This window comes from Chryseobacterium viscerum (genome assembly GCF_002899945.2).
Taxonomy (GTDB): domain Bacteria; phylum Bacteroidota; class Bacteroidia; order Flavobacteriales; family Weeksellaceae; genus Chryseobacterium; species Chryseobacterium viscerum.
On record NZ_PPEG02000006.1, the window covers coordinates 174,750 to 198,465 of the forward strand.

Below are 23,716 nucleotides of genomic sequence, written 5' to 3' on the forward strand. Positions count from 1 at the left end.
GCTTTGGATCTGTACACTAAGGTACACTATTTAAATCTGTTCAATGAGACTTCTTCATGCAGTGGAATATCTTCTTCAATAAAACGGAATAAATCTCTTGAAAAATAGCATCCATTGAGGATTCCACGAGCTCCTAGCCCATTAAAAACATACAGATTACTGAATGTTTCATGCCTGCCAATAATCGGTCTTCGGTCCTTTACCGTAGGGCGGAAGCCAAAATGTACTTCTTCCACTTCAAAATCGTAGGGATAAAATTCAGAAAGTCCCTTCACCAATTGTGCAACCGCTGATTCATCGATATGATGATGAAGCTGCTCTCTGTCGTAAGTTCCACCATAAAAATAAAGCCCGGTTCCGGTTGGAAATAAAAAGTGTTTCTTTTTGATGGTTATATTTTCAGGAATCGGTTGGGAAAGTTTCACTTTTATATGATGCCCTTTATTAGGAACCACTGCTATTTCTGAAAAGTATGGATTGTCTTTCACTCTCATTCCTTCACAAAAAATAATATTTTTGAATGTAAAATCTTTGTAGGTCGATTCGGAAGGGTTCAATCTTGTATAATCGAATTTTTCTTTTACCCAATGATCATTTTTTTCAAAATAATTGAATAAACCACTGAAAAACCCATTAACCTTAAGCCTGGCAGATTGATTCACCTTTCCGGTCTGAAAATCGTTTTTTACCACCTCTAAACGATCAAAATTTTCGTCAAGAAAAGCAGATAATTCTTCATTGCCTGATTTTTTCAACCATAAGTTCTGCTCATTCTCATCATGAAAGATTCTGTGAATGGAAGCATTGATCAGATAATTTTCTCCTGTATAGGATTCTATTTCTTTAAGGCTGTCCTTAAGAAAATCTATTTGTTCCTGTGCTTTCCAGAATGTTGTGAACTTCTTTAGAACAACAGGATTGATAATTCCTGCTGAAACCTGGGAAGCACTTTTTCTTTCTTCAGAAAAGACCACGAAAGACTTTTTATTTTTAATGAGCTGATGAGCCAGAAAAAGCCCTGCATACCCGTCTCCTACAATAATATAATCTACATTTTTCATATGAGAAATTTCATTTATTTAAAGGTCATATGCAATCGCCTATATCATTGATTATTGATTAGCAATAAACAAAGGGCGATTTCATAATAAAAAAAACCTGAGTAAAAATACTCAGGTTTTCTATAAATATCAAGTGAAATCTAGTAATTCCACATATCATTTTCCATGTCAAGAATCTGTGCCTTGATTCTGTCACTTTCTTCCAGTTGCTCATCAGCATTTTTAGGAATATAGTCCTTAATAGTACCATCTCCTAAACCAGCTGAAGACTTATAAATGATAGAAGAGAATCTTCTTGCATTGATAACATCATCGAAAGATAGATCAGCAGACGAATTTTTTCTGTTGAAGACAAAATTGTTTGCTAAAACATCACGAGCGCTTGGATAATAAATCCAGAACAGGTCAATAAGCTCATCATTACTTGCAATAGGCTTACCATCTGGACCAATAACTCCTTGTACTGCAGGATCTGGTCCCATTGCAGCAATACCAAGAGGTCTGTATTTCATTTGTCCGTCTCTCTTATCAATAAACCACATACCCATGATCTTAAGAACTTTTACTTTATCAGTAGTTGTCTTAAATACGTCAGTATATTGTTTTTTCTCTGCTTCTGTAAGCTGTCTTCCTGAGTTTAAGATATCAATAGCAGCATCATTGATGATTACTTTTTCTAATCTTTTCTGAATTCCTTCCGGAGAAAGTTTTACGGTAAAGTTTTCATCATCATATACCTGCTCGATCTTACCAGTTAAAGCTGCATCCAGCAATAATTGGTACAAAGATCTTGTAGGAGTAGCAAGAAGACCATCTGGATTGTCATAGTAGAATGGCTGGTTGATCTTATCATTCATATCGATGATCTCCCATACAAACATACTTTTAAGGATATCCTTGTCTTCTACAAAACCATACTCAAGAGGCTTTACTGTTTTATCTACAATAGTATCACCAACTTTTTGTTTATTTTCCGCTCTCATCTGTCTGAACTCTTCCGGAGAAGCTGCGTTCAGAATAGTCTGGGAAAAAGCAAATCCCGAAACTAATACTAAAAGGGTGCTAATATATTTTTTCATAATAAATTACAATTTTAGTCCTATGGAATGTTAATAATTATAGGAGTAATGTTTTTAATAACCTGTCCATCTAAACCTTGAGCAGTAACTTTAATATCAAAGATAGAAACTACATCTCCGGATCTAAGGTTCTTCACTAATCCAGCAGCGTCATTCAATGAATTTCCATGAACTAACAGCGCTGCTCTACCTGGTACTCTCACCATAAATTGCGTTACAGTAAATGAAACCGGGAAGTCGAAGTCAGGAATTGCTGCCTGTACCGTTTGGTTCTGGATAGAAGTTGCCGGCATAGATACTATACTACTTCCTCTGATCTGACCTTGTGGTGGTGGTACATTTTTAATTCTGTATTCAAATACCTGAGATACTGATTTTCCGTAAGGATCTGTTCCTGATAATGTTAACTTAACTGTATTACCCGAAGTTGGTTTTATACTCCATTTTCCTGGGCCTGTGCTTTTCACAGATGCACCCGGAGCAGATAATGAAAGCTTAGAATTGTCAGCCCCTAAGATTGATCCTGAAACAGGGTTCTCAAGTCCTCTATACATTACATTCATTTTATCTGCAGAAAGTAATAATCCTTTTTCAAGTTTTACTTCTCTAGGTCCTGCAATTACATTATACGTATGCGTCCAAGGGAAAGATTGTGGCTTACCTGTAGCATCTGTCAATGTAATAGTACCTCCTAATTTATGTTCACCAATTCCAGAACCTGAAATTTGTGTAATACCTTTACCGTTTTCTACTCTGCTTACTCCAGAGATACTGATCTTATTGCTATTAGAATAAGTACCCAGCATTACTTTTACTTCTGCCTGTTTTCCTGCCTGGATATCTACCGGACCAGAAACAATAGGCTCATAGCTTGAGAATTTAATATTCGCATCTACTTTTTCCTGAAGTAATAGTGCCAATGCATCAGACTGTACGTTTCTGGCATCATTTTGGATAATCTCCAAGTTAGATATTGCAGCAATTAACGGCTGATGATAAAATTTATTTTGGAACCAAGTCTTTTCGTTTGGAGAAGTTCCCTTAGGATATTCTGCAATAAGAGACTTGTTAGCTCTTTCAACTAAATCTTTAAGCTGAGCATTATTTCCAAAAGTAGCATTGATATAGTTTCTTACGTCATCAATTTTAGCTTTTAGATCTAATGCATTCTTTGATGGAGAATTTTCATCTCCTTCTTTAAAGAAATATTCAGTAGTTGCTTCGTTATTGTTAAGTGCAGCAAAGTTCTCACTTACATCAATATCTTTTCCTGTTTTAGGATCCTTATCATGAAACTCAGATTGTTTTTTCAACAGATCTTTGATATCCTGAGAAGATTTTACCAATACATCAATCTTAGATTTGAGTACTTTGTACTGAGCCCAAGGCTGTGCGTAAGTATCAGGAACCTGCTGAGCTTTAGCTTCCAGCGTTCTTTCAAATATCTTTTCGTTCTTTTTTTCTGTTAAAGTTCTGGTTTCATTCAATGCTCTGGTAGAGTCATAGTATGATCTGATGATTTCTGCATCAATATTTAGGGCCATCATCGCGATGAACACCAAATACATCAGGTTGATCATCTTCTGACGAGGGGTCTGTTTTCCTTGTGCCATTCTCTTTTCTTTGTTTTTTGATTAAGTAGTTAAATTTAGAAATGGTTTAGGAATTAAGACTTCATAGCAGTTAGCATACCACCATAAACTCTATTTAAATTATTAAGATTAGAAGTTAAACCTTGTAGTTCTTGATTGAATTTCTCAGACTGCTCTGCAGATTTCTGCATGTCAGCTACATATTTATTAGCAAACTCAGATTGTTTTTTACCGCTTTCCAATTGCATTGTATAAAGAGCATTCATACTTTCCATATGCTGAGCTGCTTTATTTAATTGGTCATTATATTTATGAGTAGAAGCAGAAACATCAACAGTTTGGTTGATCTGATCTACAGAGTTTGAAAATTTATCAATTCCTGTTCTTAATCTTTCAAATAATTGAACATCTAATCTAGCATCTTCAAGCATTTTGTCCAATTTAGTAGAAAGAGAGTTTTCTAATTCAGCAAATTGAGCTGCAGCATTATTATTTCTAGAAGAAACATTAGAGTGTAAAGGATTTGGGTTAGCATGTTTATCTAATAACTCAGGGTAAACATTTTCCCAAGCATAAGACTCTTCAGATTTTGGAGGGTCAAATGCAAAAATGATAAAGATAATAGCCTCAGTAATAAGCCCTACAGTAAGAGCGATATTACCATTAATTGGTCCCAAGGTAATGTGAGTAATTTTAAGCCAAGCTCCAAGAATTACAATTGCAGCACCGAATGAATAAAAGAAATTCATCCAAGCATCTTTAGTCTTAAACATATTGAGTTAGTTTTTTTAATGTTAAATAAAATTGTTATTGAAAAATTGTCTGATTAATTTCTGTTAACTCTTCTTGGCTTAACAGCTGCTTCAGGAATATCCTGTACAGTTCTGAATCCGATATAGCTTCTTGCGGAATCTTTTCTTTCCCAATCTCTAGCACCTGTCATTAGGGCATATCCTATATCTTTCCAAGATCCACCTCTTACCGATTTCTTCGTATCCTTTTTATCTTTAGTAGAAGGATTTAATGTAGAAGAGAATCCAGCTGAAGAGTTGTTAAATGAAGATAATGTCCACTCAGAAACGTTTCCAGCCATATCAAATAACCCAAACCCATTTTTCTTAAATTTCTTAACTGGAGCTGTATATGTATAAGTACCTTTTTTCTCGTCTTCCATGTAGTTACCTCTCTTCGGTTTGAAGTTAGCAAGGTAACAACCTCTGTCATCCATTAAATATGGACCACCCCAAGGGTAAGTAGCATTTTGCATTCCACCTCTTGCAGCATATTCCCATTCTGTTTCTGTTGGAAGACGGAACATTAATGGTTTTTGTTTTTTTCTTTTTAAACTTTCGTTATAATCAGATTTCAATTTAGATCTGAAGTTACAATAAGCTCTTGCCTGATCCCAAGTTACTCCAACTACAGGATAGTCTTTGTAAGCTTTGTGCCAGAAATACTGTTCAAACAAAGGCTCATTGTAAGCAAAGTGGAAATCTTTTACCCAAACGGTAGTATCAGGATAGATCGCGATACTTTCGCTTTTCAGATAATTAGCTCCTCTTTCGTTATCAGCAACTGCAGCATCCATATCTCCCCAACGGTAAGTATATTTAAGCTTGCTTACATCTAAAATTCTTTCGTTTCCAATTCTGGAAGAAGAAGGTAGATACAGAGATTCTAAAACTTCTGCGTATTCTACATCCGGGTATTTTGTTGTGCTCCAATGCAAAGGAATTTTCCAATCCAATCTTTTGCTGGCATCATAACTTCCGTCTTCTCGGCCCCCCTGGCCTTCCATATATTCTTGATAAGGTGTTAAGTTTTCTTCTTTTTTAGCAAGATATGCATAATCCCCTATGCTCGCTCCTTTACGTCCGCCTTCATCACCACCTTCTCCGGCAGCTTCAGCTAGTAAAGTTCTCGCAATAGAGTCTCTTACATAATTGATAAATACTCTGTACTCCGAGTTGGTAGTTTCTGCTTCATCCATGAAGAAAGAAGAAACAGTAACAGTCTTCAATGCTGACTTTTCAGGAGTATTTGTTGGATCCTGGTCTGCTAAACCAGCAACAAATGAACCTGCTGGAATTGCGACCATTCCGTATGGTCTTTCCGCAACAAATGATTTAGTTTTTTCTCTTGGTATCAATTCTCCTTTTGTTCCTGGCTTCCCTACAGAAGAGCTGCCACCACCTGAACAAGATACCGATGCTACCGACGCAGACAATAATAAAAGAAATATCCTTTTCATGTTAATTTTTATAATTAAGCCGTAAATATATAATTTTTTTAAGAAACTTTTAAGATTTTTTTTAAAATAACGGAGGAAATCTAAATTTATTTTATTTACAACAACTTTTTACTCTACGGTTACAGATTTTGCAAGGTTTCTCGGTTGGTCTACGTTGGCTCCTCTATATACTGCAATGTAATAAGCAAGCAGTTGCAGAGGTACGGAAGCAACAATAGGAGAGAAACATTCTGAAGTTTCAGGGATTTCAATAACATAATCTGCCATTTCACTCACCTGACGGTCTCCTTTATTCACTACAGCGATAATTTTTCCTTTTCTCGCTTTAATTTCCTGAACATTACTTACAATCTTATCATAGTGACCTTTTTTAGGCGCTATAATTACAATTGGCATGTTTTCATCGATCAGGGCAATTGGACCGTGCTTCATTTCTGCAGCCGGGTATCCTTCTGCATGGATGTAAGAAATTTCTTTTAGTTTTAATGCTCCCTCTAAGGCAGCAGGATAATTGTATCCTCTTCCTAAATAAAGGAAGTTGGTCGCTTTTATAAAATCTTTTGCAATATCCTGAGTCAGCTCATGGGTCGTATTCAACACTTCTTCAATTTTCTTAGGAAGAGCATCAAGCTCAGCAATTAAGCTCATAAATTCAGCATTTCCTAAGTTTCCGTTGTGTTTTCCTAATTTAAATGCAATTAAAGTAAGAATAGTAAGCTGTGCTGTAAATGCTTTTGTAGAAGCTACGCCAATTTCAGGGCCAGCGTGTGTATATGAACCTGCATCCGTAATTCTTGCAATGGAAGAATCTACAACATTACATATACCATATATAAATGCACCTTTTTCTTTTGCCAGCTTCAAAGCAGCCATTGTATCAGCTGTTTCTCCAGACTGAGAAATTGCAATCACCACATCTTTATCTGTAATGATAGGGTTTCTGTATCTGAATTCTGATGCATACTCTACTTCAACAGGAATTCTTGCGTATTCTTCAATAAGGTATTCTCCGATAAGACCGGCATGCCATGAAGTTCCACAAGCAATGATGATAATTCTGTTAGCGTTTTTGAATCTCTCAAGGTGATCCCAGATCCCAGCCATTTTGATTACTCCTTCATCAACAAGAAGTCTACCTCTCATTGTATCGTGTACAGATTTAGGCTGTTCAAAGATCTCTTTAAGCATAAAATGCTCATATCCACCTTTTTCAATTTGTTCAAGGCTCATTTTAAGCTCCTGAATTTCCGGCTCAATTTTAGAGTTATCATTGATGGTTCTGATATCTACTCCATTTTCAAGAGAGATCGTTGCCATATGTCCTTCTTCAAGATAAATAGCTTCTTTCGTAAATTCTACGAAAGGTGAAGCATCAGATGCAATAAAATATTCTTTATCTCCGATTCCTATGGCAAGAGGAGAACCTAATCTTCCTACTACCAATATCCCAGGATAATCTTCATGAAGTACAGTAATTGCGTATGCTCCATATACTTCATTCAACGCATATCTTACAGCGGTAGGGAAATCTATTTCTGGATTAAGATCCATAAAATATTGAATAAGGTTTACCAAAACTTCAGTGTCTGTTTCCGACTTGAAGGTAAATCCTTTTTCAGTAAGCATTGTTTTAATAGTATCATAGTTTTCGATAATACCATTATGTACAATTGCTATTTTTCCGTTGTTTGACAAATGCGGGTGGGAGTTTCTGTCACTTGGAACTCCATGGGTAGCCCAACGGGTATGCCCCATTCCAATTTTATACTTCCCTTTTAATTCTTTCGAAATATTCACCAAATCCTCAACCTTACCTTTTGTTTTTTCAACTTCCAGTTTATTATCTGGACCTTCTAAAACAATCCCGGCACTGTCATACCCTCTATATTCCAATCTTCTAAGACCATTGATTACAATTTCGTAAGCGTCTTGAAAACCTGTATATCCTACTATTCCGCACATATTATTTTGTCTAGTGTTTTTTTATTGTATTCTATTTTTTTGTAGCGTAAGTCACTTTCAGCTGGACTCTGTTCGCATTCGTTTTATCGGATGAACCTGTAAGAATCATTCTATTCATATCAAATGCTCTTGTCGTATTACGAACTCCTAAAAGGTTTCCTGTAGCATTTGCAGCAAATGTTCCGGCACTGATCCAAAGTGGTTTATTAGTTACCGGCTGTTCAACTCCATCAATTGTTTCTTTTTTCCCTTCAACAAGATCCTTGATTGTTTTTGTCACTACAAAATCGTAATAACCTTTACTCTCATTATAACTATATAAACCAAGCCCAGCTAACAAATCTGATGTAAAAGCTAGTTTTGAGAAATCAACAGTACCATCAGCCTTCATTGGATTCACTGCAAATCTGCGGTCTTCCGTTGAATTGGTATTTTTCCAGCTTGCCGGATCTAAATATACTCTGATCTTAGCACTTAGAATTCCTGCTTTGTCTTTGTTATAGATGTCTCTAAGAGCTGCAATGGTAGCATCAGGAATTTTCACTACTGCAGAAGGACCTCCCATTCCCTGAATGTAAAGTTTCGCGTCTCCAATATCAGTATTAATTGATGCCAATGCGTTTGCTGAAGGAGTTCCACCTCTATTGTATTCATACTGCCCGATATGAGCATTAATACCTCCTACATTGAAAGCAAGTGTTGTTTGCGGTCTTGTAGTTGTTCCGTTATCTACTTTATCATATTTATAATACATGATAAGCTGCAAGTCATTAGGAGAGAACTGGTAAAGGTATTTATCAGTTTCATCCACAGAAATTCTTATCCCTTTAAAATATCTGATAAAGTTAGAAGCATCCTGAAGTTCAGGTTTTCCTTTTTTATCAAGAATATGAGTTTGGAAAAAGTCTGTATTGCTCAGTTTCATTCTGTATCCAAGGTTCCCTGTAAATACAACAGAATTATCAGATTTTTTGGTAATAGATACAGAGCTTATGTTTCCGTTAAATACTCCTGAACCTAACAGTTCACCAGTACTTACACTCACATTGGAACGTTTAAAAATATCGTTGTTTGAATCTAGGAACGTAGTAACTTCATGTACATTGATTTTCATTGATTTTGAAGCCCCTCCTATTTTACCGTATTTACGAACAGGATATGTTTTCTTCTCGATCGAAACTGCTGTAGCCACTCCATCTACCGGGAAATCGCTTTTATCGAATGTATTAGTCTTTAATGAATCACTTTCAAAGAAATAAGTATTGGAAATCGTATTGGCTGGAGGTCTTACTACCAAAACAACAGAATCTACCTTTGGATTGGTACCATTAAAGTCAAAATTATCTACCGGCATTCTTAGCTGAGTAATGTAAGAAGCTTTCTGCATTCCAAAGTTACCTTCTGTAAAAGCACCAAGCACACCCACTGTAAGGGCACCACCACTTTCATTTAATCCGTTGATCAATCTGGCAGCATCACTTCTGATAGAATCATTATTATTGTAGTTGTATGCAACAACGTCATATGAAATTTCATTCCCTTGTGCTGCATCATTATTGAATAACTGTTCTCCAAGAGAATCCGGATCAGGTTCGCAGTTATAAAGGATTGTACTTCCGAAAATCGCCAGTAAAAGTACGGCGAATGTCTTTTTAAGATTATGAGTCATTAAAAATGTGTTTTTAATAAAGTTGATTTATAGAATCTATATCCAGATATTCCGACTTTTGGATAGTGGTTTCGTTGAAAGCCTTATCCAGGTCTTCATCCAGAAACTCGTCACCTTTCACAACGGCATCTACATAGTTCATACTTTCGATAACGAAGCTTTTAATCGTTGGGTTATCTAACGCTTTTAATCCTGAAATATTATCGAACTTTAGTTTTTCGTCGATCTTTTTATCCAGGTCAGCATCTTTCTCATTGTAAAGAGAAAGTACAATTTTTGCGTCTTTGAAATAAGTATCTGATTCGTAGTAAGTTTTAAGATAAATTGGAACAAAAGAGGACATCCATCCGTTCAAATGAATAACATCTGGTACCCAGTTTAGCTTCTTGATGGTTTCAATAACCCCTCTGGCAAAGAAAATAGCTCTTTCGTCATTATCATCGAAAGGGTTTCCTTCATCGTCGAAATAATATTGCTTTCTTTTGAAGTATTCTTCATTATCAATAAAGTAAACCTGAAGTCTTTCCCCCGGAAGAGACGCTACTTTAATGATCAGAGGCTGATCCAGATCGTTGATGATGATATTCATCCCTGAAAGACGGATTACCTCATGAAGCTGGAACTTTCTCTCACTTATTTGTCCAAATCTTGGCATAAAAACTCTTACATCATTGCCTTCATTGTGCATCTTAAGTGCCATTTTGTTTACCACTGCAGCCATATTAGTATCTTCCTGATATGGATACATCTCTGTAGTAATGTACAGTATTTTTTGATTCGGCATAAACTTTCTATCTAATTTTTGTAAAAATGCTTTAATGTGCAAAATTACAAAAAAACATCCAACATTATTTTAATTAACATTTTTTTACGAAAATTCCCTTTTCCAAATTATTAAAACTGCATATTATTATGCGATATTTTTACTATTTTTGAAATAGCATTAAAATAAACTATGGAAGTTATAAAAAACAGGAAAGTCCTTCAGGATTTCATTGAAAGACAGAAAGAAATGGGAAAAAGAATTGGCTTTGCTCCTACTATGGGCGCTTTACATAAAGGCCATCTTTCTCTGTATGAAGAGGCAAGAAAAGAAAATGACCTTGTTATTTCTTCAATTTTTGTAAATCCAACCCAGTTCAACAATCCTGAAGATCTTGAAAAGTACCCAAGAGATATCAACAGAGACATTCTGATTCTTCAGAATTCAGGTCTTGTAGATGCTGTTTATATCCCTGAAGTTACAGATATTTACCCTGAAAAAGCTGAAAGCCAGCGTTATGATTTTGATGGATTGGAAAATGAAATGGAAGGGAAATCAAGACCAGGACATTTTGATGGAGTAGGAACCGTCGTAGAGGAACTTTTCAGACAAATAAAGCCTGATAATGCTTACTTTGGAGAAAAAGATTTCCAGCAGCTTGCTATTATTAAAAAAATGGTAGAAAAAAAGCACATTCCTGTTAAAATAATGGGAGTTCCCATTTACAGAGCAGAAAACGGATTGGCATTAAGCTCAAGAAACCAAAGGCTTCATGAAGATCGAAAAGAAGCTTCTAAAGTGATTTATGAGACGTTAAAAAAAGTAAACGACTGGTTCAGAACCGTTACGATACCTGAAATCAAAGAAAGAGTTGCTGATATTTTTGACAACCAGCAAGGAATGAAACTAGAATATTTTCTGATTGCTGACGAAAACACATTACAGGAAACAGATTTCTTCTACAAGGACAGAAATTTCAGAGCTTTTATTGTAGTGGTTGTAGACGGAGTGAGACTTATTGATAATATGCATTTAGATTAAAATATAAAGGAAAAATCAAAAGATTATTCTTTTAATACAATAAAAAAAAAGCAGCTCTGATCACATATCTGATCAGAGTTTTTTATTTTTCATCCCTTAAAGTAAAGATTAAAACGGAGATATCGGCTTAATGCTGAGTATAATTTTATTTAAATACAAAAGAATGCATGTACAGTTTGATGAATGCAAAAAATCAAAGGCCTCCTGAGGGAAGCCTTTGAAACACCAAATCACAAAATATTAATATGAAAAAAATTTACTTTTCAGTAAACTTGTGACCCGGCTGGGATTCGAACCCAGGACCCATACATTAAAAGTGTATTGCTCTACCAGCTGAGCTACCGAGTCGGCCACAATTAAAATGAAATAAATTTCAATATTAATTATAAAATTTTCTTTGCAGTGCCTGCGACTGGACTCGAACCAGCACATCCTTAGGAAACCACCCCCTCAAGATGGCGTGTCTACCAATTTCACCACGCAGGCAATAAAATTACAAAATTTAGTAATTTTTATTGCTAGTGACCCGGCTGGGATTCGAACCCAGGACCCATACATTAAAAGTGTATTGCTCTACCAGCTGAGCTACCGAGTCGGTCACCTATTTAACAAGTTTTCATTAGAGTAATGTCCCTTGTTTTAAGTGGTGCAAAGATATGACTTTTTTCTTTATCTCAAAACTTTTTCGCAAATTTGTTTAAAAAAAATTCATGGTAATTTCATTGATCGGATACATGGGAAGTGGCAAATCTCACATTTCCAAAATATTAAGCGAAAAAATCAATTTTAAACTCATTGATCTGGATAAAGAGATTTCCAGAAGAAATAAATTAACCATTCCTGAAATATTTGAAAAGAAGGGGGAAATTTACTTTAGAAAGCTGGAAAGAGAGGCCCTGGAAGAGATATTGGCATCGGAAGAAAATTTAGTTTTAAGTCTAGGTGGGGGAACTCCTGTTTATTATAACAACATGGAGATCATCAATCATAATTCTAAAAGTATTTTTCTAAGAACTTCTGTAGGTACATTGGTTGAAAGACTTTCAAAACAGAAGGAAAAAAGGCCGCTAATTGCTAATATTTCTGATGAAGACCTTCCGGAATTCATCGCTAAGCACTTATTTGAAAGAAATCAATTTTACAGTAAGGCTCAGTTTAGCATAGGAACGGATTCCAGGGAACCGGAAGATATTGTTAACGAAATAGTAGAAAAGCTCTATCTCTAGAGCTTTTCTATTTTTATTTTAATCTTCCTTTTCATCCCCATTATTGGTTTCTCCAAAGAAATCATCCCAATCTGTAAAATCAGAAGCAATATCATTTCCTACATAGTCGTCCATTTCTCTTCGATCTTTCTTGGTAGGTCTTCCCTCACCTTTGTTTCTGTAATAGTCTTGGGACATTTTACGAATTTTCAGCAGTTCGTACTGTTCCTTATCGGTCACATCCTGGATATGAAGCGGTACTAATTTGGCTCCAATTCTACTTTTAGGTATCTGAATGACCTTTATTTTATAGTCAATTTGATTCTTACGGATTTTAATAGTATCTCCTTCTTTTACCTCCTTAGATGACTTTACGGCAGACGTTCCTATAGAAACTCTATTCTTTTTAATCTCCTCTGCTGCAATATTTCTCGTCTTATAAAAACGAATGCTCCATAAAAATTTATCTATTCTCATAATTTTTTATACTTTTGCCGTTATATTATTTGTAAAGTAATTAAAGTTTTTTGAAATGAAAAAAATATTTTTATATATCCTTGCAGGATCTTTGTGTTTTTCTGCTTGTAAAAAAGATGATGATGTATCAAGCTATGTAGAGCCGGAAGACATTACAACACAAAACACATATGATGATCAAGCCATTAAGAAGTTCATGAATGAGAACTATCTCGATGCACAGGGAAATATAAAAGCTTTTAGTTCTACGGATACTTCAGATGATAATGAAAAGAAATTATCTGACTTAGATTATAAAACACTTCCTTCAGGAACTATTTATATCATTAGAAACGGAGCTCAGCCTTCACCAGCTGATGAACAAGCTATTGGCAGCACAGATATTATTAAAGTAATGATGAAAGCTACCACGTATTTGGCGATCAATACAGACGGACAGTCTTTATTTACTGCTGCTACAGATTTCATGAATACAGTAAACGGAACCGGAATTCCTGCAATTGATCCTAAATATTATTATACATCTCCAAATGATCCATTAATCAAAAATGCAACTACTGATGCTGCAAAACAGCAAAGTTATTACATGATTGAAGGGTTCAGTGAAGCGATGCAGAAGTTTAAAGCATTTAATAACTATCCTAGTGAAACGCCTTATAACTTACAGGGAGTAATTATTGTTCCTTCAAGAGCTGCTTTTGCAAGAGATCCTTATTTCCCTTACAATTATCCAGGGTACAGCCAGGTGATCTCATTGAGAAATAAAACTTTTGTTTTCAACTTCCAGGTGTACAACGGAGCTACAAGACCATAAGGAATAAAGAAAAATTCAGATAAAATAATAAATAACCCCCGCAATACTTATTGCGGGGGTTATTTATATCTCTATTGTGGCTAAAACTAAGGCCTTGCCTTTTGCTTTACATTTCCTAAAATATCCGGGAAGTAAAGGTCTGCAAGGTGGTCAAATTCATCTCCTCTCATAAACATGGTAGCATCTACTTCTTCATAAGAGCTTCTTCCAGCAGCTGCAATCAGTTCATTACATGTGTGAAGTGTATTTTTATGGAAGTGATATACTCTTTCTGCTTTATCCGTGACATCAAGCCCTTTAATAAGCATTTTATCCTGTGTAGCAACTCCTGTAGGACAGTTGTTGGTATTACATCTCAACGCCTGAATACATCCCAAAGAGAACATAAATCCTCTGGCATTGTTACACATATCAGCTCCCATTGAAATGGCTCTCAGAATATCAAGGCTGGTAAGAACTTTCCCGCTGGCAATGACTCTTAATTTACTTCTTACGTTGTAATTATTAAGTGTTCTGTTAACGAATATCAAAGCGGGTTCCAATGGCATTCCTACTCCATCTGAAAATTCCGGTGGTGCTGCTCCTGTTCCCCCTTCTGCTCCGTCTATGGTAATAAAGTCTGGATAAATTTTCAGTACATTCATTTGTACACAGATATCTTCAAACTCTTTGGTATCTCCGATACAAAGCTTAAAGCCTACCGGTTTTCCTCCTGAAAGTTCTCTCAAATGCTGTACGAACCTCAACAGTCCTGCTGCATCAGAAAATGAAGTGTGTGATGGTGGTGAAATAACAGTCATACCCGGTGTTACGTGACGAATTGCTGCAATTTCCGGAGTATTTTTCACGCCCGGAAGTACTCCTCCATGTCCTGGCTTTGCTCCTTGTGATAATTTGATCTCAACCATTTTCACATTAGGAAGTGTAGCGTATTTTTTGAAAAGTTCAGGGTTGAATTTCCCTTCCTCATCACGGCATCCGAAATATCCTGTTCCTATCTGCCAGCATAAGTCACCTCCTTCCATATGATGGGGTGAAACTCCTCCTTCTCCTGTGTTGTGATAGAAATTTCCTTTTTTTGCACCTCTGTTCAGGGAAATCTGAGCTCTGTCACTCAATGCTCCGAAACTCATTGCTGAGATATTAAACAATGAGGCATGATAAGGCTGTGTACACTGCTCTCCTCCTACCCAGACTCTTGGAAGTTCTTCTGAAGGAGATTTTGCATAAATAGAATGCTTAATTCCTTCATATTTTCTGTGATTAACCTCCAGCTGTGTACCAAAAGCCACAGTATCACTTAAGTTTTTGGAACGTCTGTATACTGCAGAACGCTGATTTCTTGGAAATGGTTTCCCGTCTGTTTCCCTCTCAATAAAGTATTGCTGCATTTCAGGTGAAATGCTTTCGAAAAAATATCTGAGATACCCCAATACAGGAAAGTTCCTCAAAATAGCATGTTTCGATTGGTAAGCATTGTAAACACCCAATGCATAGATGGCGGATAACAGCGTTGGTATCCAATAATGCGTTCTGATCAGCAGTGCTATAATCCATGTAGCAACTACTAATACAATTCCCCAAGATAAAAACTTATCTCTCATGAATGTAGTATTTAAAGTTTAAAAATAAATTTAGTGGAAATTTTGCAAAGAGCCTATGCTTTTGCTAAAAAATTTTGGTAGGAAGATTGCACTGAAACCGTGCCATCTGACAGGATTTTTTCTAAATTTAGAAATTCGATTTGATTAACGAATGCTGGGTCAAAGTCTTTCTGGACTCTCACATAATTTTCTGTGAAGCCAAACATTTTCCCGTCTTTATTTTCATGCTCCCAAAGAACAGGAAGCGTTTTCCCAAGTTGTGTCTGATAAAATGCCATTTTCTTCTTTTCAGAAAGAATTCTCAGCATTTTATTACGTTTTTTTCTTTCAGGTATCGGAACTACTCCTTCCATAGCAGCAGCTTCCGTATTTTCTCTTTCAGAATACGTAAATACATGAAGATAGGTAATAGGAAGTCCATTAAGGAAATTATACGTTTCCATAAACTTCTCCTCCGTTTCTCCCGGGAATCCTACAATAACGTCTACACCAATAGCCGCATCAGGCATTACCTCGCGGATTTTATTGACTCTGTCATTATATAATTTGGTAAGATAACGACGTTTCATCTTTTTCAAGAGGTCATCGCATCCCGACTGTAACGGAATGTGAAAATGCGGAACAAAACTTTTGCTTTTGGAAACCAGTTCAATGCTTTCGTCTTTCAAAAGATTAGGCTCAATAGAGGAAATACGGATTCTTTCAATACCATCCACTCTATCCAATTCTGAAATAAGATCAAGAAACGTGTGCTCATGTCTTTTATTTCCGAATTCACCTTTACCGTAATCTCCGATATTTACCCCTGTAAGAACAATTTCTTTGATATCTTTTGCTGCAATTTCTGCTGCATTTCTAAGAACATTCTCAATAGTATCTGAACGTGAAATTCCTCTGGCTAATGGAATCGTACAGTAGGTACATTTATAGTCACATCCATCCTGTACTTTAAGGAAAGCCCTGGTTCTGTCACCAATAGAATAACTTCCGATAAAGAAGTCTGTCTCTTCAATTTCACATGAATGAACGACACCTTCACTCTCAGATTTCTCCAAATCGTCAAGGTAGCTCAGAATATTGAATTTTTCTTTCGCCCCTAAAACAAGGTCAACGCCTTCAATCTGTGAAATTTCTTCAGGTTTCAGCTGTGCATAGCATCCAACAATGACTACCAGCCCTTCCGGATTGGCTTTCATTGCTCTTCTTACGTGAAGTTTACATTCACGGTCTGCATTTTCTGTCACAGAACATGTATTGATAACATACACATTCGCTTTTTCATCAAAGCTTACCTTATCATAACCTGCATCTGTTAATTGACGGGCAATAGTAGATGTTTCTGCAAAGTTTAGTTTGCAGCCAAGGGTATGGAACGCGGCAGTTCTGTGAAAAGTAGACATTTGTTACTCCTGAATTTTATGGGTGCAAAGATAGTAATTTTAATAAGAACGCAAGATCGATTCAATCTATTGTTTATATTCGTCCCTTACTTCGGGGCTGTTTTGAAAGCAGACGGGTGATGAATTGGATTCCGGTTGACTATTGGAAATTTTGCTTTTCATTTCAGTATTAAACTCTTGAGAGCGGTTTTTTGCAATAGATAATGTACTCCAATCTTCGTTTTTCATCATCTTAGCAATATAAACAACCTGTCCAATATGATAGGGGTAATGAGCCAACTGTCGGAAAACAGCATCAGTAACAGAATGTGCCTCTCCTCTTATATAAATTGTTGAATAGATATTTTCATCATTTATTTGATTCAAAGCCTCAAAAAGACATTTCCAGCCTCTTTCCCAGTAATCAAGAACCTCATCCTTTGTCTTAAAAGTATTGACAAATTCTTCATCACGATTACGCCAGGATTTCTCACCGTCTTCTGTCAGGAAGTTTGTCCATCTTGAAAGCATGTTTCCTGCAAGATGTTTTACAATGATGGCAATAGAATTACTTTCTTCGTTGTACTGCCAAAACATCTGCTCATTTGTCAACTGGTCAAATGTTTTATCACCAAGCGATTTATAATATTCGAATCGTTTTACAAACAGGTCTTTCATACTTTCTATTTTGATCCCTAATTTAATAAGTTTTAAAAATAAAAACCACTTCATTGAAGTGGTTTTATCTATGTATTATATATTTTATTATTCTCTGTTTTTCACCAATACCCAACCTGTAAATTTGATTGCGGTATTCTTTTTATCATTTTCATTCCATGTGATAGAATACCAATAGGTTCCGGTAGGTACTACTCTTCCGCCCTGAGTACCATCCCATTTATAGCCATTTGATTTGTCTGCCTGGAAGATTTTATTTCCATATCGGTCAAAAACATTCATAATCAGGTTTTGTTTTCTTGCTAACGCAGAATAATCTATCACATCATTCATTCCATCTGCATTAGGGGTAATTACGTTGACCAGATTAGGGACAACAATTCCTATCTCTATTGGGTCACAATCGTAAGCATCTTTTACAAATACTTTATGATCTCCTCTTGGAAGATTGTTGAAAACATTGGAATCCTGCCAAATAATATTATCCATTGAATATTTATAAGCTGGGGTTCCTCCTATTACCGATATTGTAACCGCATTATTGGAAATATCAATACCGGAAACAACAGGCTGGTCAGAAGGCAGTACTTTTACAGTTTGTGTGGTAATACATTCACCGGTTTTAAGTTTTACCCAATACACTCCGATTCCTGCTTTAATAGTTCGGGTGGTTGCCCCGGTACTCCATTCATAGCTTTTAAAACCTGCTCCCGCATCCAGCGTGGTCTGATCTTCTGCACAAATGGTTACATCTTTCAGAGTATCAGAATATACCGGTGCAATAACAACTAAAGTAATTCTGGCTACCGTATAGCATCCCTGAGCATTAGAAACTCTTACGTATACAAATCCATTAGGAGCAATATAATTAGTAGGGGTCAGAATCTCATTGGTTTGACTGACAGCATCTGTCAACGAAGGATAGTATTTTTTTGTCGGATTTGTCTGACCCGTTACTGAAGCATTCACAAGATTGAAAGAAGCAGTAGATGGATTGGACTCTATGAAACATGATCTCAGGGTGACCTCATTCACGACCACTACCGGATAGAATTTCAAGGTAATCTGAGCAACGGCAGTACAGCCAAATTCTGATATGATTTTTACATAAATAATCCCTTCTGCAGAGACAAACGCCATAGGAGTGGTAATTTCATTGATCCCGGCGTTGAGATCTGCCATCGTATGATAATATTTTTTAGTAACATTTGGATTGTTAATAACATCTGCTGTCGTTAAGTCAAACAAAGCCGTTCCTGCATTATTATTGTTACACTGAGTCAATGTTACATTTGTACCTGTAATAGAACCGTCCTTGAATTTAAATTTTCCGACCTGTTTACACTTATTAAGTGGATTAGTTGCGTTCGTGGGATCGGTATAATTGATACTGTAATAGTAAACAGTAGTTGTATTTACCGTTATGGGAACTGTAATAGGATTATTTCCTGTTAAGGCATCGTTCTGAGTAAGATGATAGCTTACATTAAAGTTTTGATTTCCGTTAAGAATTCCAATGGACAGCGTAGAAAAATCAAATAAAGCTGTAGGAGAACATATTACAACTTCTCTTGGGTCTGCAGGGTTGGCAGCAGGAATCCCAGGAGGATTAAACGGCTGGGGTTGGATATTCGGATCTGTAAACGGAGAAGCCAGTGTTGCTGTTCCTCCCCATGTCAAAGAAAATGGAGCCGTGGTAGAACTGGTTGCACTCACCCAGTTATCAATGAATAAATAATAGGTTTGTCCCGGTAAAACATCCAGGTATTTACAGTAAGGTGTAAGAGAACCTCCGGCAGCACTCAGAAGGGTGCTTGTCATATTCAATCCTGTAGCAGGACCTGGGCCAATAACAGTTGCAGCATTACAACGTATTGGTGATCCCAAACTTCCGCAGGTTACATTAGGACCAAAAATAGCCCAATCGTAATCGGCATCAGGGTTATTCGGAACAAGATCAAAAGTAAGTGTACCTCCGGTAGCAATCGTAATTTTATACCAAATTGAGTTGTGCTCTCCAGTAAAATCTATACAGCTTCCTGAATTGACAAGCTCTTTTATGTTACCATACCCTGTAGGACTATAGGTGATATTTGAATTTCCGCAGACAGACAATGCAGTGGCACAATCCGCTTGAGCATAGAAAGTATGAGAGATGCACAGAAGTATGAAAAGTAAAAGTTTTCTCATATATTAATGTTTTTATGGTTACATTGGTGGGACATCATATTGATAGTCAATGTACATCAAATATACCTATATTTTAATTACAAACAATAAAATCCGAATAATTTTAAATTATTTCAAATTAAATCATTAAACAATTAAACATATAACAACAATAACATCATTTTATACTCGTAATATTCCCACAAAGATTTTCGAGATGGAATATTTTATGGAAAGGACTTTTCACTTCTTTCAAATGCTCTTTATCCTGAATAAAAGTATATCTGGAAGCAATAGAATTCATATCTGAAACAATCACCAGCCAGCATTCATCCACTGAGGTGTCGTAGTAGGGAAATTTTTCGTTCTTTTTTTCTATGAGTTCCAGAATCTTTTCTGAGCAGAGTTCATCAAAAAGATTCATATTGTATTCATGGGTGATAAAAACATTTCTCCGGTGAAAGGATTTCCTTATACTTTTTACACAGCCTACTCCTTTATTCCGCTTGATACTTTTATAGATACTGATGATATTATCCTGCTGTACTTCCAGGTTATCAAATTTAGTTTCCGGATAGAATTCTAAAAAATAAACACCACGATATTTCGTAGTGTCTTCTTGTTCTAATAATATTTCTGCTTGACGAAACATCTTATTCAAAGTACTTTCTACTTTTTTCATTTCCAGATGATTGATCACTTCAGTCAGCTCTATTCCAATTTTTTTGTCGTTTAATTTTGCGATAAAGTCTGGACTCTCGCAGGTAAGGTTTTCAAATTTAACTTCGGGGAAATGATGCATAAAAGAGTTCAGAAGAAGGATCTCTGACTTCTTTCTATATTTTTCACGATCATGAAGCAGAGATTCGTCTATAGTACGGTGATACTTCTCCATGGGCTTTTTTTTCAAATGCCGATTCAGATAGTATAAACTCAGATTCTTGATCAGATCTTCCTCAGAAAATGTCTTTTTCATGTGTGATTTTTTTATTTAATTAAGAACACATGCTGCCTTTGGCTTTCACCACTAAAAGTTTTTGATAATCAAAATTTTACACTCTTAAAGGTAAGTAAAAAAAGCATTCAATGCTTCATTTTAAAATTAATTTATCTATTAATTAATGTAAAGTTTATTTTCATAATTAATACCTTTGGCTTTTTAAACACAAACACACATTTATGGATTTTAGGAATTTCAGAATACCCTACAACATCAATCCTCAATATTCAAAAAAAACCGCTTATTTCTCGATGGAATTTGCTCTTGAGCAGGTTCTGAAAATATATTCGGGAGGACTTGGCTTTTTGGCAGGATCTCATATGAGAAGTGCCTATAATCTTAAGCAGGATCTTATCGGAATCGGTATCCTATGGAAATTTGGTTATTATGACCAGGCAAGAAATCATGACCAGACTTTACAGCCGGTATGGACAAGAAAAATGTACAGCTTTCTTGAAGACACCGGAATAAAATTTCAAATCGAAATTCACAGTGCTCCTGTCTGGGTAAAAGTATGGTACCTTGATCCTGAAATTTTCAATACGGCGCCTATGTTTTTTCTTTCAACAGACGTTCCGGAAAATGATCATGTTTCCAAAACAATCTGCCACAAATTATATGACGCGAATGAGTCTACAAAACTGGCACAATATATTTTATTAGGAAAAGGAGGTGCAAAATTACTGGATGAAATGAATACTGAAAGGGATGTTTATCATCTTAATGAAGCTCATGGACTTCCCGCAGCGTTCTATCTGTTAAAAAAATATAACGGAGACCTCAATAAGGTTAAAGAAAAATTGGTTTTTACCACTCATACTCCTGAAGAAGCAGGTAACGAAAAGCACAGTTTCAGATTATGTTATGATATGTCCTATTTCTCAGGCTACAGCATGGAAGAAGTAAAAAATATTGAAGGTACCAACGATGACCGCTTCAATCATTCTCTTTGTGCATTAAAAATGGCAAGAATCGCCAATGGGGTTTCCCAGCTTCATGGTGTCGTTTCCCGGGCAATGTGGAGTAAATATCCGGGAATCTGCGAAATCACATCCATCACTAATGCCCAGGAATTTAAATATTGGTCGGATAAACCTTTATACAACGCAAAAGATGAAAATGATGCAACGGTTTTTGATTACCGCAAAAAGCATTTAAAGAAAAAACTATTCAGCATTGTAGCGGACCAAACAGGAAATTTGTTTAATCCCAATATTTTCACCATTGTCTGGGCCAGAAGATTTGCAGGCTATAAAAGAGCCGATCTTCTTTTGCATGATAAAGAAAGATTCTACAGGCTTTTGAATAATCCAAAATATCCCGTACAAATCATTTGGGCTGGAAAACCTTATCCAATGGACTATTCGGCTATTTCTACCTTCAATACATTGGTGGAAGAAAGTAAAAACCACAAAAGTATAGCCGTCCTTACTGGCTATGAACTCTCTTTAAGTAAATCTTTAAAACAGGGGTCTGATCTATGGCTTAACAATCCCAGGGTTCCGAGAGAAGCGTCTGGTACTTCCGGTATGACTGCAGCCATGAACGGGTCTATCAATTTATCCACAGATGATGGATGGATTCCGGAATTTGCCAAACATGGGGAAAACTCTTTCGTAGTTCCAAAAGCTGATTATCATAATATGAGCATCTACGAACAGGACAATTATGATTTAAACAAATTATATGAAATTCTGGAAAACGAAATTCTTCCGATGTATTACGACAATCCAGATCAGTGGAGAAAGATCCAGCACAACGCAATGGACGATGTGAAAGATCATTTTAATAGTGACAGGATGGCGGATGAATATTATAGAATACTTTATAATGAAGCGAAATAGTAATTTTGCTTTCTATAAAAAATGCCTGGAAAAAATTTCCGGGCATTTTTTATAAGTTTATTTACTTTTTTTCTTTGCAGGTACTTTTAGCCCTTCTTCTCTCGCTTCAGAAATACCAATGGCGATGGCTTGTTTTCTATCGGTCACTTTCTGTCCGGAAGAAGATTTCAGTTTCCCTTCCTTGAATTCGTGCATTACTTTTCCTACTTTGTCCTGAGCTTTTTCTGAATATTTAGTCTTGCTCATGATGAGATTTTTTTAAGATTTTGGCAGGGATACCCCTAATTCATAAACGCAGGCGTGCTTCAAATATTTTGAACGCTCTCTCGATGTTACCGACTCAAAATGATCATTCTTGATTACAATGATCGGATCTTCTATATTTTCAATTTCAAAATTGGCAAAATACCGCTCATCCGGGCTGGTTTTATCATTTTTAGCCTTTATTTTCTGCAGTTCATCTGCATATTTTCTGAATCCGGGATCTGAGGAATGGATAAACTTGTATTCATCACCTGCATATACATAATAATGAATTTTTTTCTCAACTAAACCTCCTTCATTTGTAATTTCGGGATTATCATTTCCATCTCTAAATACTACTTCCACCAATGTACCTCCTTTCTTCTGAGCACATTCTTCGGCATCATTAAAACTTGAAAAACCTGTATACACAATCTGGTCTTTCAATACGTAACGGTTTAGTTTCTGGTTGTATGCATTTGTTTCCATAATTATTATTGAATTTGATTTATAATTATTACATATTCAATTTTTTTGCCAAATTGCCTTTTTTAAAAAAATTCATTACTGAATATTTTTTATTACTTTAGAGACGAAAAACTAAAAATATTTACCATGAAAAATCTCAAAAAAATCTCAAGATTACAATTAAAGGAAGTACACGGAGGTGTTTTACCCGGAATGAGAAGATGTGTAGACGAAGTTACATGTAAGCTAAGAACCTGGTGGATTGGAGGAGGATTAGATTCTCCCTGCACTGCTACGTACCCTTTCTGCGCGCCTGAAGGATATTACCCTCCAGAAACCGGAGATCCGGGAACGATGCATGAAGCTTAATGACCATACAGAATCAGGACTTGAAGTCCTGATTTTTATTTTATATGG

Annotated in this window: 21 protein-coding genes and 3 tRNA genes; 5 read left to right on the forward strand and 19 right to left on the reverse strand. The window is 36.0% G+C overall.

The genetic code is table 11. The annotated features are described in order from the left end of the window. Positions 1-26 precede the first annotated feature (26 nt). The 8 genes from C1634_RS15265 to C1634_RS15300 form a co-directional block, all read right to left on the reverse strand. A complete protein-coding gene (locus tag C1634_RS15265; protein WP_103232172.1) occupies positions 27-1,061 on the reverse strand; it encodes an NAD(P)/FAD-dependent oxidoreductase in 1,035 nt (344 codons plus the stop codon). Positions 1,062-1,201: 140 nt separating this feature from the next. Continuing rightward, positions 1,202-2,140, reverse strand: a complete 939-nt coding sequence (porN, locus tag C1634_RS15270; RefSeq protein ID WP_103232173.1) for a type IX secretion system ring subunit PorN/GldN — start codon at positions 2,138-2,140, stop codon at positions 1,202-1,204. A 20-nt stretch (positions 2,141-2,160) separates the two neighbouring features. Next, positions 2,161-3,753, reverse strand: a complete 1,593-nt coding sequence (gene porM, locus C1634_RS15275; protein ID WP_109738714.1) for a type IX secretion system motor protein PorM/GldM — start codon at positions 3,751-3,753, stop codon at positions 2,161-2,163. 53 nt (positions 3,754-3,806) lie between these two features. Next, positions 3,807-4,505 carry a type IX secretion system motor protein PorL/GldL gene (gene porL, locus C1634_RS15280; protein ID WP_103232175.1) on the reverse strand — a complete coding sequence of 233 codons (699 nt, stop codon included), beginning with the start codon at positions 4,503-4,505 and terminating at the stop codon, positions 3,807-3,809. A gap of 53 nt (positions 4,506-4,558) precedes the next feature. Next, complete coding sequence (gene porK / locus C1634_RS15285) at positions 4,559-5,983, reverse strand: T9SS ring complex lipoprotein PorK/GldK (RefSeq protein ID WP_103232176.1); 1,425 nt, start codon at positions 5,981-5,983, stop codon at positions 4,559-4,561. Between the two features lie 108 nt (positions 5,984-6,091). Next, complete coding sequence (gene glmS / locus C1634_RS15290; RefSeq protein ID WP_103232177.1) at positions 6,092-7,945, reverse strand: glutamine--fructose-6-phosphate transaminase (isomerizing); 1,854 nt, start codon at positions 7,943-7,945, stop codon at positions 6,092-6,094. 31 nt (positions 7,946-7,976) lie between these two features. Further along, positions 7,977-9,614 carry a DUF4270 family protein gene (locus tag C1634_RS15295; protein WP_109738715.1) on the reverse strand — a complete coding sequence of 546 codons (1,638 nt, stop codon included), beginning with the start codon at positions 9,612-9,614 and terminating at the stop codon, positions 7,977-7,979. 13 nt (positions 9,615-9,627) lie between these two features. Next, entirely contained in the window at positions 9,628-10,398 is a 771-nt protein-coding gene (locus tag C1634_RS15300) for a glycogen/starch synthase (RefSeq protein WP_103232179.1), read from the reverse strand. 171 nt (positions 10,399-10,569) lie between these two features. Between C1634_RS15300 and panC the strand changes: the two genes are divergently transcribed. Continuing rightward, positions 10,570-11,418 (forward strand): pantoate--beta-alanine ligase, encoded by an 849-nt coding sequence (panC, locus tag C1634_RS15305; protein WP_103232180.1) that lies wholly within the window; start codon positions 10,570-10,572, stop codon positions 11,416-11,418. Between the two features lie 275 nt (positions 11,419-11,693). Here the strand turns inward: panC and C1634_RS15310 are convergent. From C1634_RS15310 to C1634_RS15320, 3 genes are all read right to left on the reverse strand, one after another. Beyond that, positions 11,694-11,766 (reverse strand) — tRNA-Lys (locus C1634_RS15310). Between the two features lie 55 nt (positions 11,767-11,821). Then, a tRNA-Leu gene (locus C1634_RS15315) sits at positions 11,822-11,904 on the reverse strand. 36 nt (positions 11,905-11,940) lie between these two features. Beyond that, positions 11,941-12,013: transfer RNA gene (locus tag C1634_RS15320), tRNA-Lys, on the reverse strand. A gap of 115 nt (positions 12,014-12,128) precedes the next feature. On the opposite strand from C1634_RS15320, the gene C1634_RS15325 reads away from it, so the two are divergent. Beyond that, positions 12,129-12,644: a shikimate kinase gene (locus C1634_RS15325; RefSeq protein WP_103232181.1), complete on the forward strand. Its 516-nt coding sequence runs from the start codon at positions 12,129-12,131 to the stop codon at positions 12,642-12,644. An 18-nt stretch (positions 12,645-12,662) separates the two neighbouring features. On the opposite strand, the gene C1634_RS15330 is transcribed toward C1634_RS15325, so the two are convergent. Beyond that, positions 12,663-13,100 (reverse strand): RNA-binding S4 domain-containing protein, encoded by a 438-nt coding sequence (locus C1634_RS15330; RefSeq protein WP_103232182.1) that lies wholly within the window; start codon positions 13,098-13,100, stop codon positions 12,663-12,665. Positions 13,101-13,155: 55 nt separating this feature from the next. Between C1634_RS15330 and C1634_RS15335 the strand changes: the two genes are divergently transcribed. Beyond that, the gene (locus tag C1634_RS15335) at positions 13,156-13,914 is read left to right on the forward strand and encodes a hypothetical protein (RefSeq protein ID WP_103232183.1); all 759 of its coding nucleotides are present in this window, start codon (positions 13,156-13,158) and stop codon (positions 13,912-13,914) included. Between the two features lie 86 nt (positions 13,915-14,000). Here C1634_RS15335 and C1634_RS15340 read toward each other — a convergent pair whose 3' ends face one another. The 5 genes from C1634_RS15340 to C1634_RS15360 all read right to left on the reverse strand — a co-directional run bounded on the left by C1634_RS15340 (position 14,001) and on the right by C1634_RS15360 (position 20,720). Next, complete coding sequence (locus C1634_RS15340) at positions 14,001-15,518, reverse strand: FMN-binding glutamate synthase family protein (RefSeq protein ID WP_103232184.1); 1,518 nt, start codon at positions 15,516-15,518, stop codon at positions 14,001-14,003. Between the two features lie 53 nt (positions 15,519-15,571). Beyond that, complete coding sequence (gene mtaB, locus C1634_RS15345; protein ID WP_109738716.1) at positions 15,572-16,918, reverse strand: tRNA (N(6)-L-threonylcarbamoyladenosine(37)-C(2))-methylthiotransferase MtaB; 1,347 nt, start codon at positions 16,916-16,918, stop codon at positions 15,572-15,574. A 66-nt stretch (positions 16,919-16,984) separates the two neighbouring features. Then, entirely contained in the window at positions 16,985-17,575 is a 591-nt protein-coding gene (locus C1634_RS15350) for a DUF1572 family protein (RefSeq protein ID WP_103232615.1), read from the reverse strand. An 87-nt stretch (positions 17,576-17,662) separates the two neighbouring features. After that, a complete protein-coding gene (locus tag C1634_RS15355; RefSeq protein ID WP_103232616.1) occupies positions 17,663-19,765 on the reverse strand; it encodes a T9SS type B sorting domain-containing protein in 2,103 nt (700 codons plus the stop codon). A gap of 157 nt (positions 19,766-19,922) precedes the next feature. After that, positions 19,923-20,720 (reverse strand): hypothetical protein, encoded by a 798-nt coding sequence (locus C1634_RS15360; RefSeq protein WP_103232617.1) that lies wholly within the window; start codon positions 20,718-20,720, stop codon positions 19,923-19,925. 203 nt (positions 20,721-20,923) lie between these two features. On the opposite strand from C1634_RS15360, the gene glgP reads away from it, so the two are divergent. Then, positions 20,924-22,588 carry an alpha-glucan family phosphorylase gene (gene glgP / locus C1634_RS15365; RefSeq protein ID WP_109738717.1) on the forward strand — a complete coding sequence of 555 codons (1,665 nt, stop codon included), beginning with the start codon at positions 20,924-20,926 and terminating at the stop codon, positions 22,586-22,588. Positions 22,589-22,645: 57 nt separating this feature from the next. Here glgP and C1634_RS15370 read toward each other — a convergent pair whose 3' ends face one another. Both C1634_RS15370 and C1634_RS15375 read right to left on the reverse strand, forming a co-directional pair. Continuing rightward, positions 22,646-22,834, reverse strand: coding sequence for a DUF6496 domain-containing protein (locus tag C1634_RS15370; protein ID WP_103232618.1), 189 nt, complete (start codon positions 22,832-22,834; stop codon positions 22,646-22,648). 12 nt (positions 22,835-22,846) lie between these two features. Next, positions 22,847-23,320: a hypothetical protein gene (locus C1634_RS15375; protein ID WP_103232619.1), complete on the reverse strand. Its 474-nt coding sequence runs from the start codon at positions 23,318-23,320 to the stop codon at positions 22,847-22,849. A gap of 126 nt (positions 23,321-23,446) precedes the next feature. Here C1634_RS15375 and C1634_RS15380 point away from each other — a divergent pair, with 126 nt between their 5' ends. Beyond that, on the forward strand, positions 23,447-23,668 hold the full coding sequence (locus C1634_RS15380; RefSeq protein ID WP_103232620.1) for a bacteriocin-like protein: 222 nt from the start codon (positions 23,447-23,449) through the stop codon (positions 23,666-23,668). The last annotated feature ends 48 nt before the right edge of the window (positions 23,669-23,716 follow it).

Bases quoted from the DNA above. Each gene is read 5' to 3' on its own strand.
- C1634_RS15375 (WP_103232619.1), bottom strand. From the start codon at position 23,320: ATGGAAACAAATGCATACAACCAGAAACTAAACCGTTACGTATTGAAA.
- glgP (WP_109738717.1), top strand. From the start codon at position 20,924: ATGGATTTTAGGAATTTCAGAATACCCTACAACATCAATCCTCAATAT.
- C1634_RS15330 (WP_103232182.1), bottom strand. From the start codon at position 13,100: ATGAGAATAGATAAATTTTTATGGAGCATTCGTTTTTATAAGACGAGA.
- C1634_RS15380 (WP_103232620.1), top strand. From the start codon at position 23,447: ATGAAAAATCTCAAAAAAATCTCAAGATTACAATTAAAGGAAGTACAC.
- porK (WP_103232176.1), bottom strand. From the start codon at position 5,983: ATGAAAAGGATATTTCTTTTATTATTGTCTGCGTCGGTAGCATCGGTA.
- porL (WP_103232175.1), bottom strand. From the start codon at position 4,505: ATGTTTAAGACTAAAGATGCTTGGATGAATTTCTTTTATTCATTCGGT.
- C1634_RS15370 (WP_103232618.1), bottom strand. From the start codon at position 22,834: ATGAGCAAGACTAAATATTCAGAAAAAGCTCAGGACAAAGTAGGAAAA.
- C1634_RS15360 (WP_103232617.1), bottom strand. From the start codon at position 20,720: ATGAAAAAGACATTTTCTGAGGAAGATCTGATCAAGAATCTGAGTTTA.
- porN (WP_103232173.1), bottom strand. From the start codon at position 2,140: ATGAAAAAATATATTAGCACCCTTTTAGTATTAGTTTCGGGATTTGCT.
- C1634_RS15350 (WP_103232615.1), bottom strand. From the start codon at position 17,575: ATGAAAGACCTGTTTGTAAAACGATTCGAATATTATAAATCGCTTGGT.
- C1634_RS15300 (WP_103232179.1), bottom strand. From the start codon at position 10,398: ATGCCGAATCAAAAAATACTGTACATTACTACAGAGATGTATCCATAT.
- panC (WP_103232180.1), top strand. From the start codon at position 10,570: ATGGAAGTTATAAAAAACAGGAAAGTCCTTCAGGATTTCATTGAAAGA.
- C1634_RS15335 (WP_103232183.1), top strand. From the start codon at position 13,156: ATGAAAAAAATATTTTTATATATCCTTGCAGGATCTTTGTGTTTTTCT.
- mtaB (WP_109738716.1), bottom strand. From the start codon at position 16,918: ATGTCTACTTTTCACAGAACTGCCGCGTTCCATACCCTTGGCTGCAAA.
- C1634_RS15265 (WP_103232172.1), bottom strand. From the start codon at position 1,061: ATGAAAAATGTAGATTATATTATTGTAGGAGACGGGTATGCAGGGCTT.
- C1634_RS15295 (WP_109738715.1), bottom strand. From the start codon at position 9,614: ATGACTCATAATCTTAAAAAGACATTCGCCGTACTTTTACTGGCGATT.
- C1634_RS15340 (WP_103232184.1), bottom strand. From the start codon at position 15,518: ATGAGAGATAAGTTTTTATCTTGGGGAATTGTATTAGTAGTTGCTACA.
- C1634_RS15355 (WP_103232616.1), bottom strand. From the start codon at position 19,765: ATGAGAAAACTTTTACTTTTCATACTTCTGTGCATCTCTCATACTTTC.
- porM (WP_109738714.1), bottom strand. From the start codon at position 3,753: ATGGCACAAGGAAAACAGACCCCTCGTCAGAAGATGATCAACCTGATG.
- glmS (WP_103232177.1), bottom strand. From the start codon at position 7,945: ATGTGCGGAATAGTAGGATATACAGGTTTTCAAGACGCTTACGAAATT.
- C1634_RS15325 (WP_103232181.1), top strand. From the start codon at position 12,129: ATGGTAATTTCATTGATCGGATACATGGGAAGTGGCAAATCTCACATT.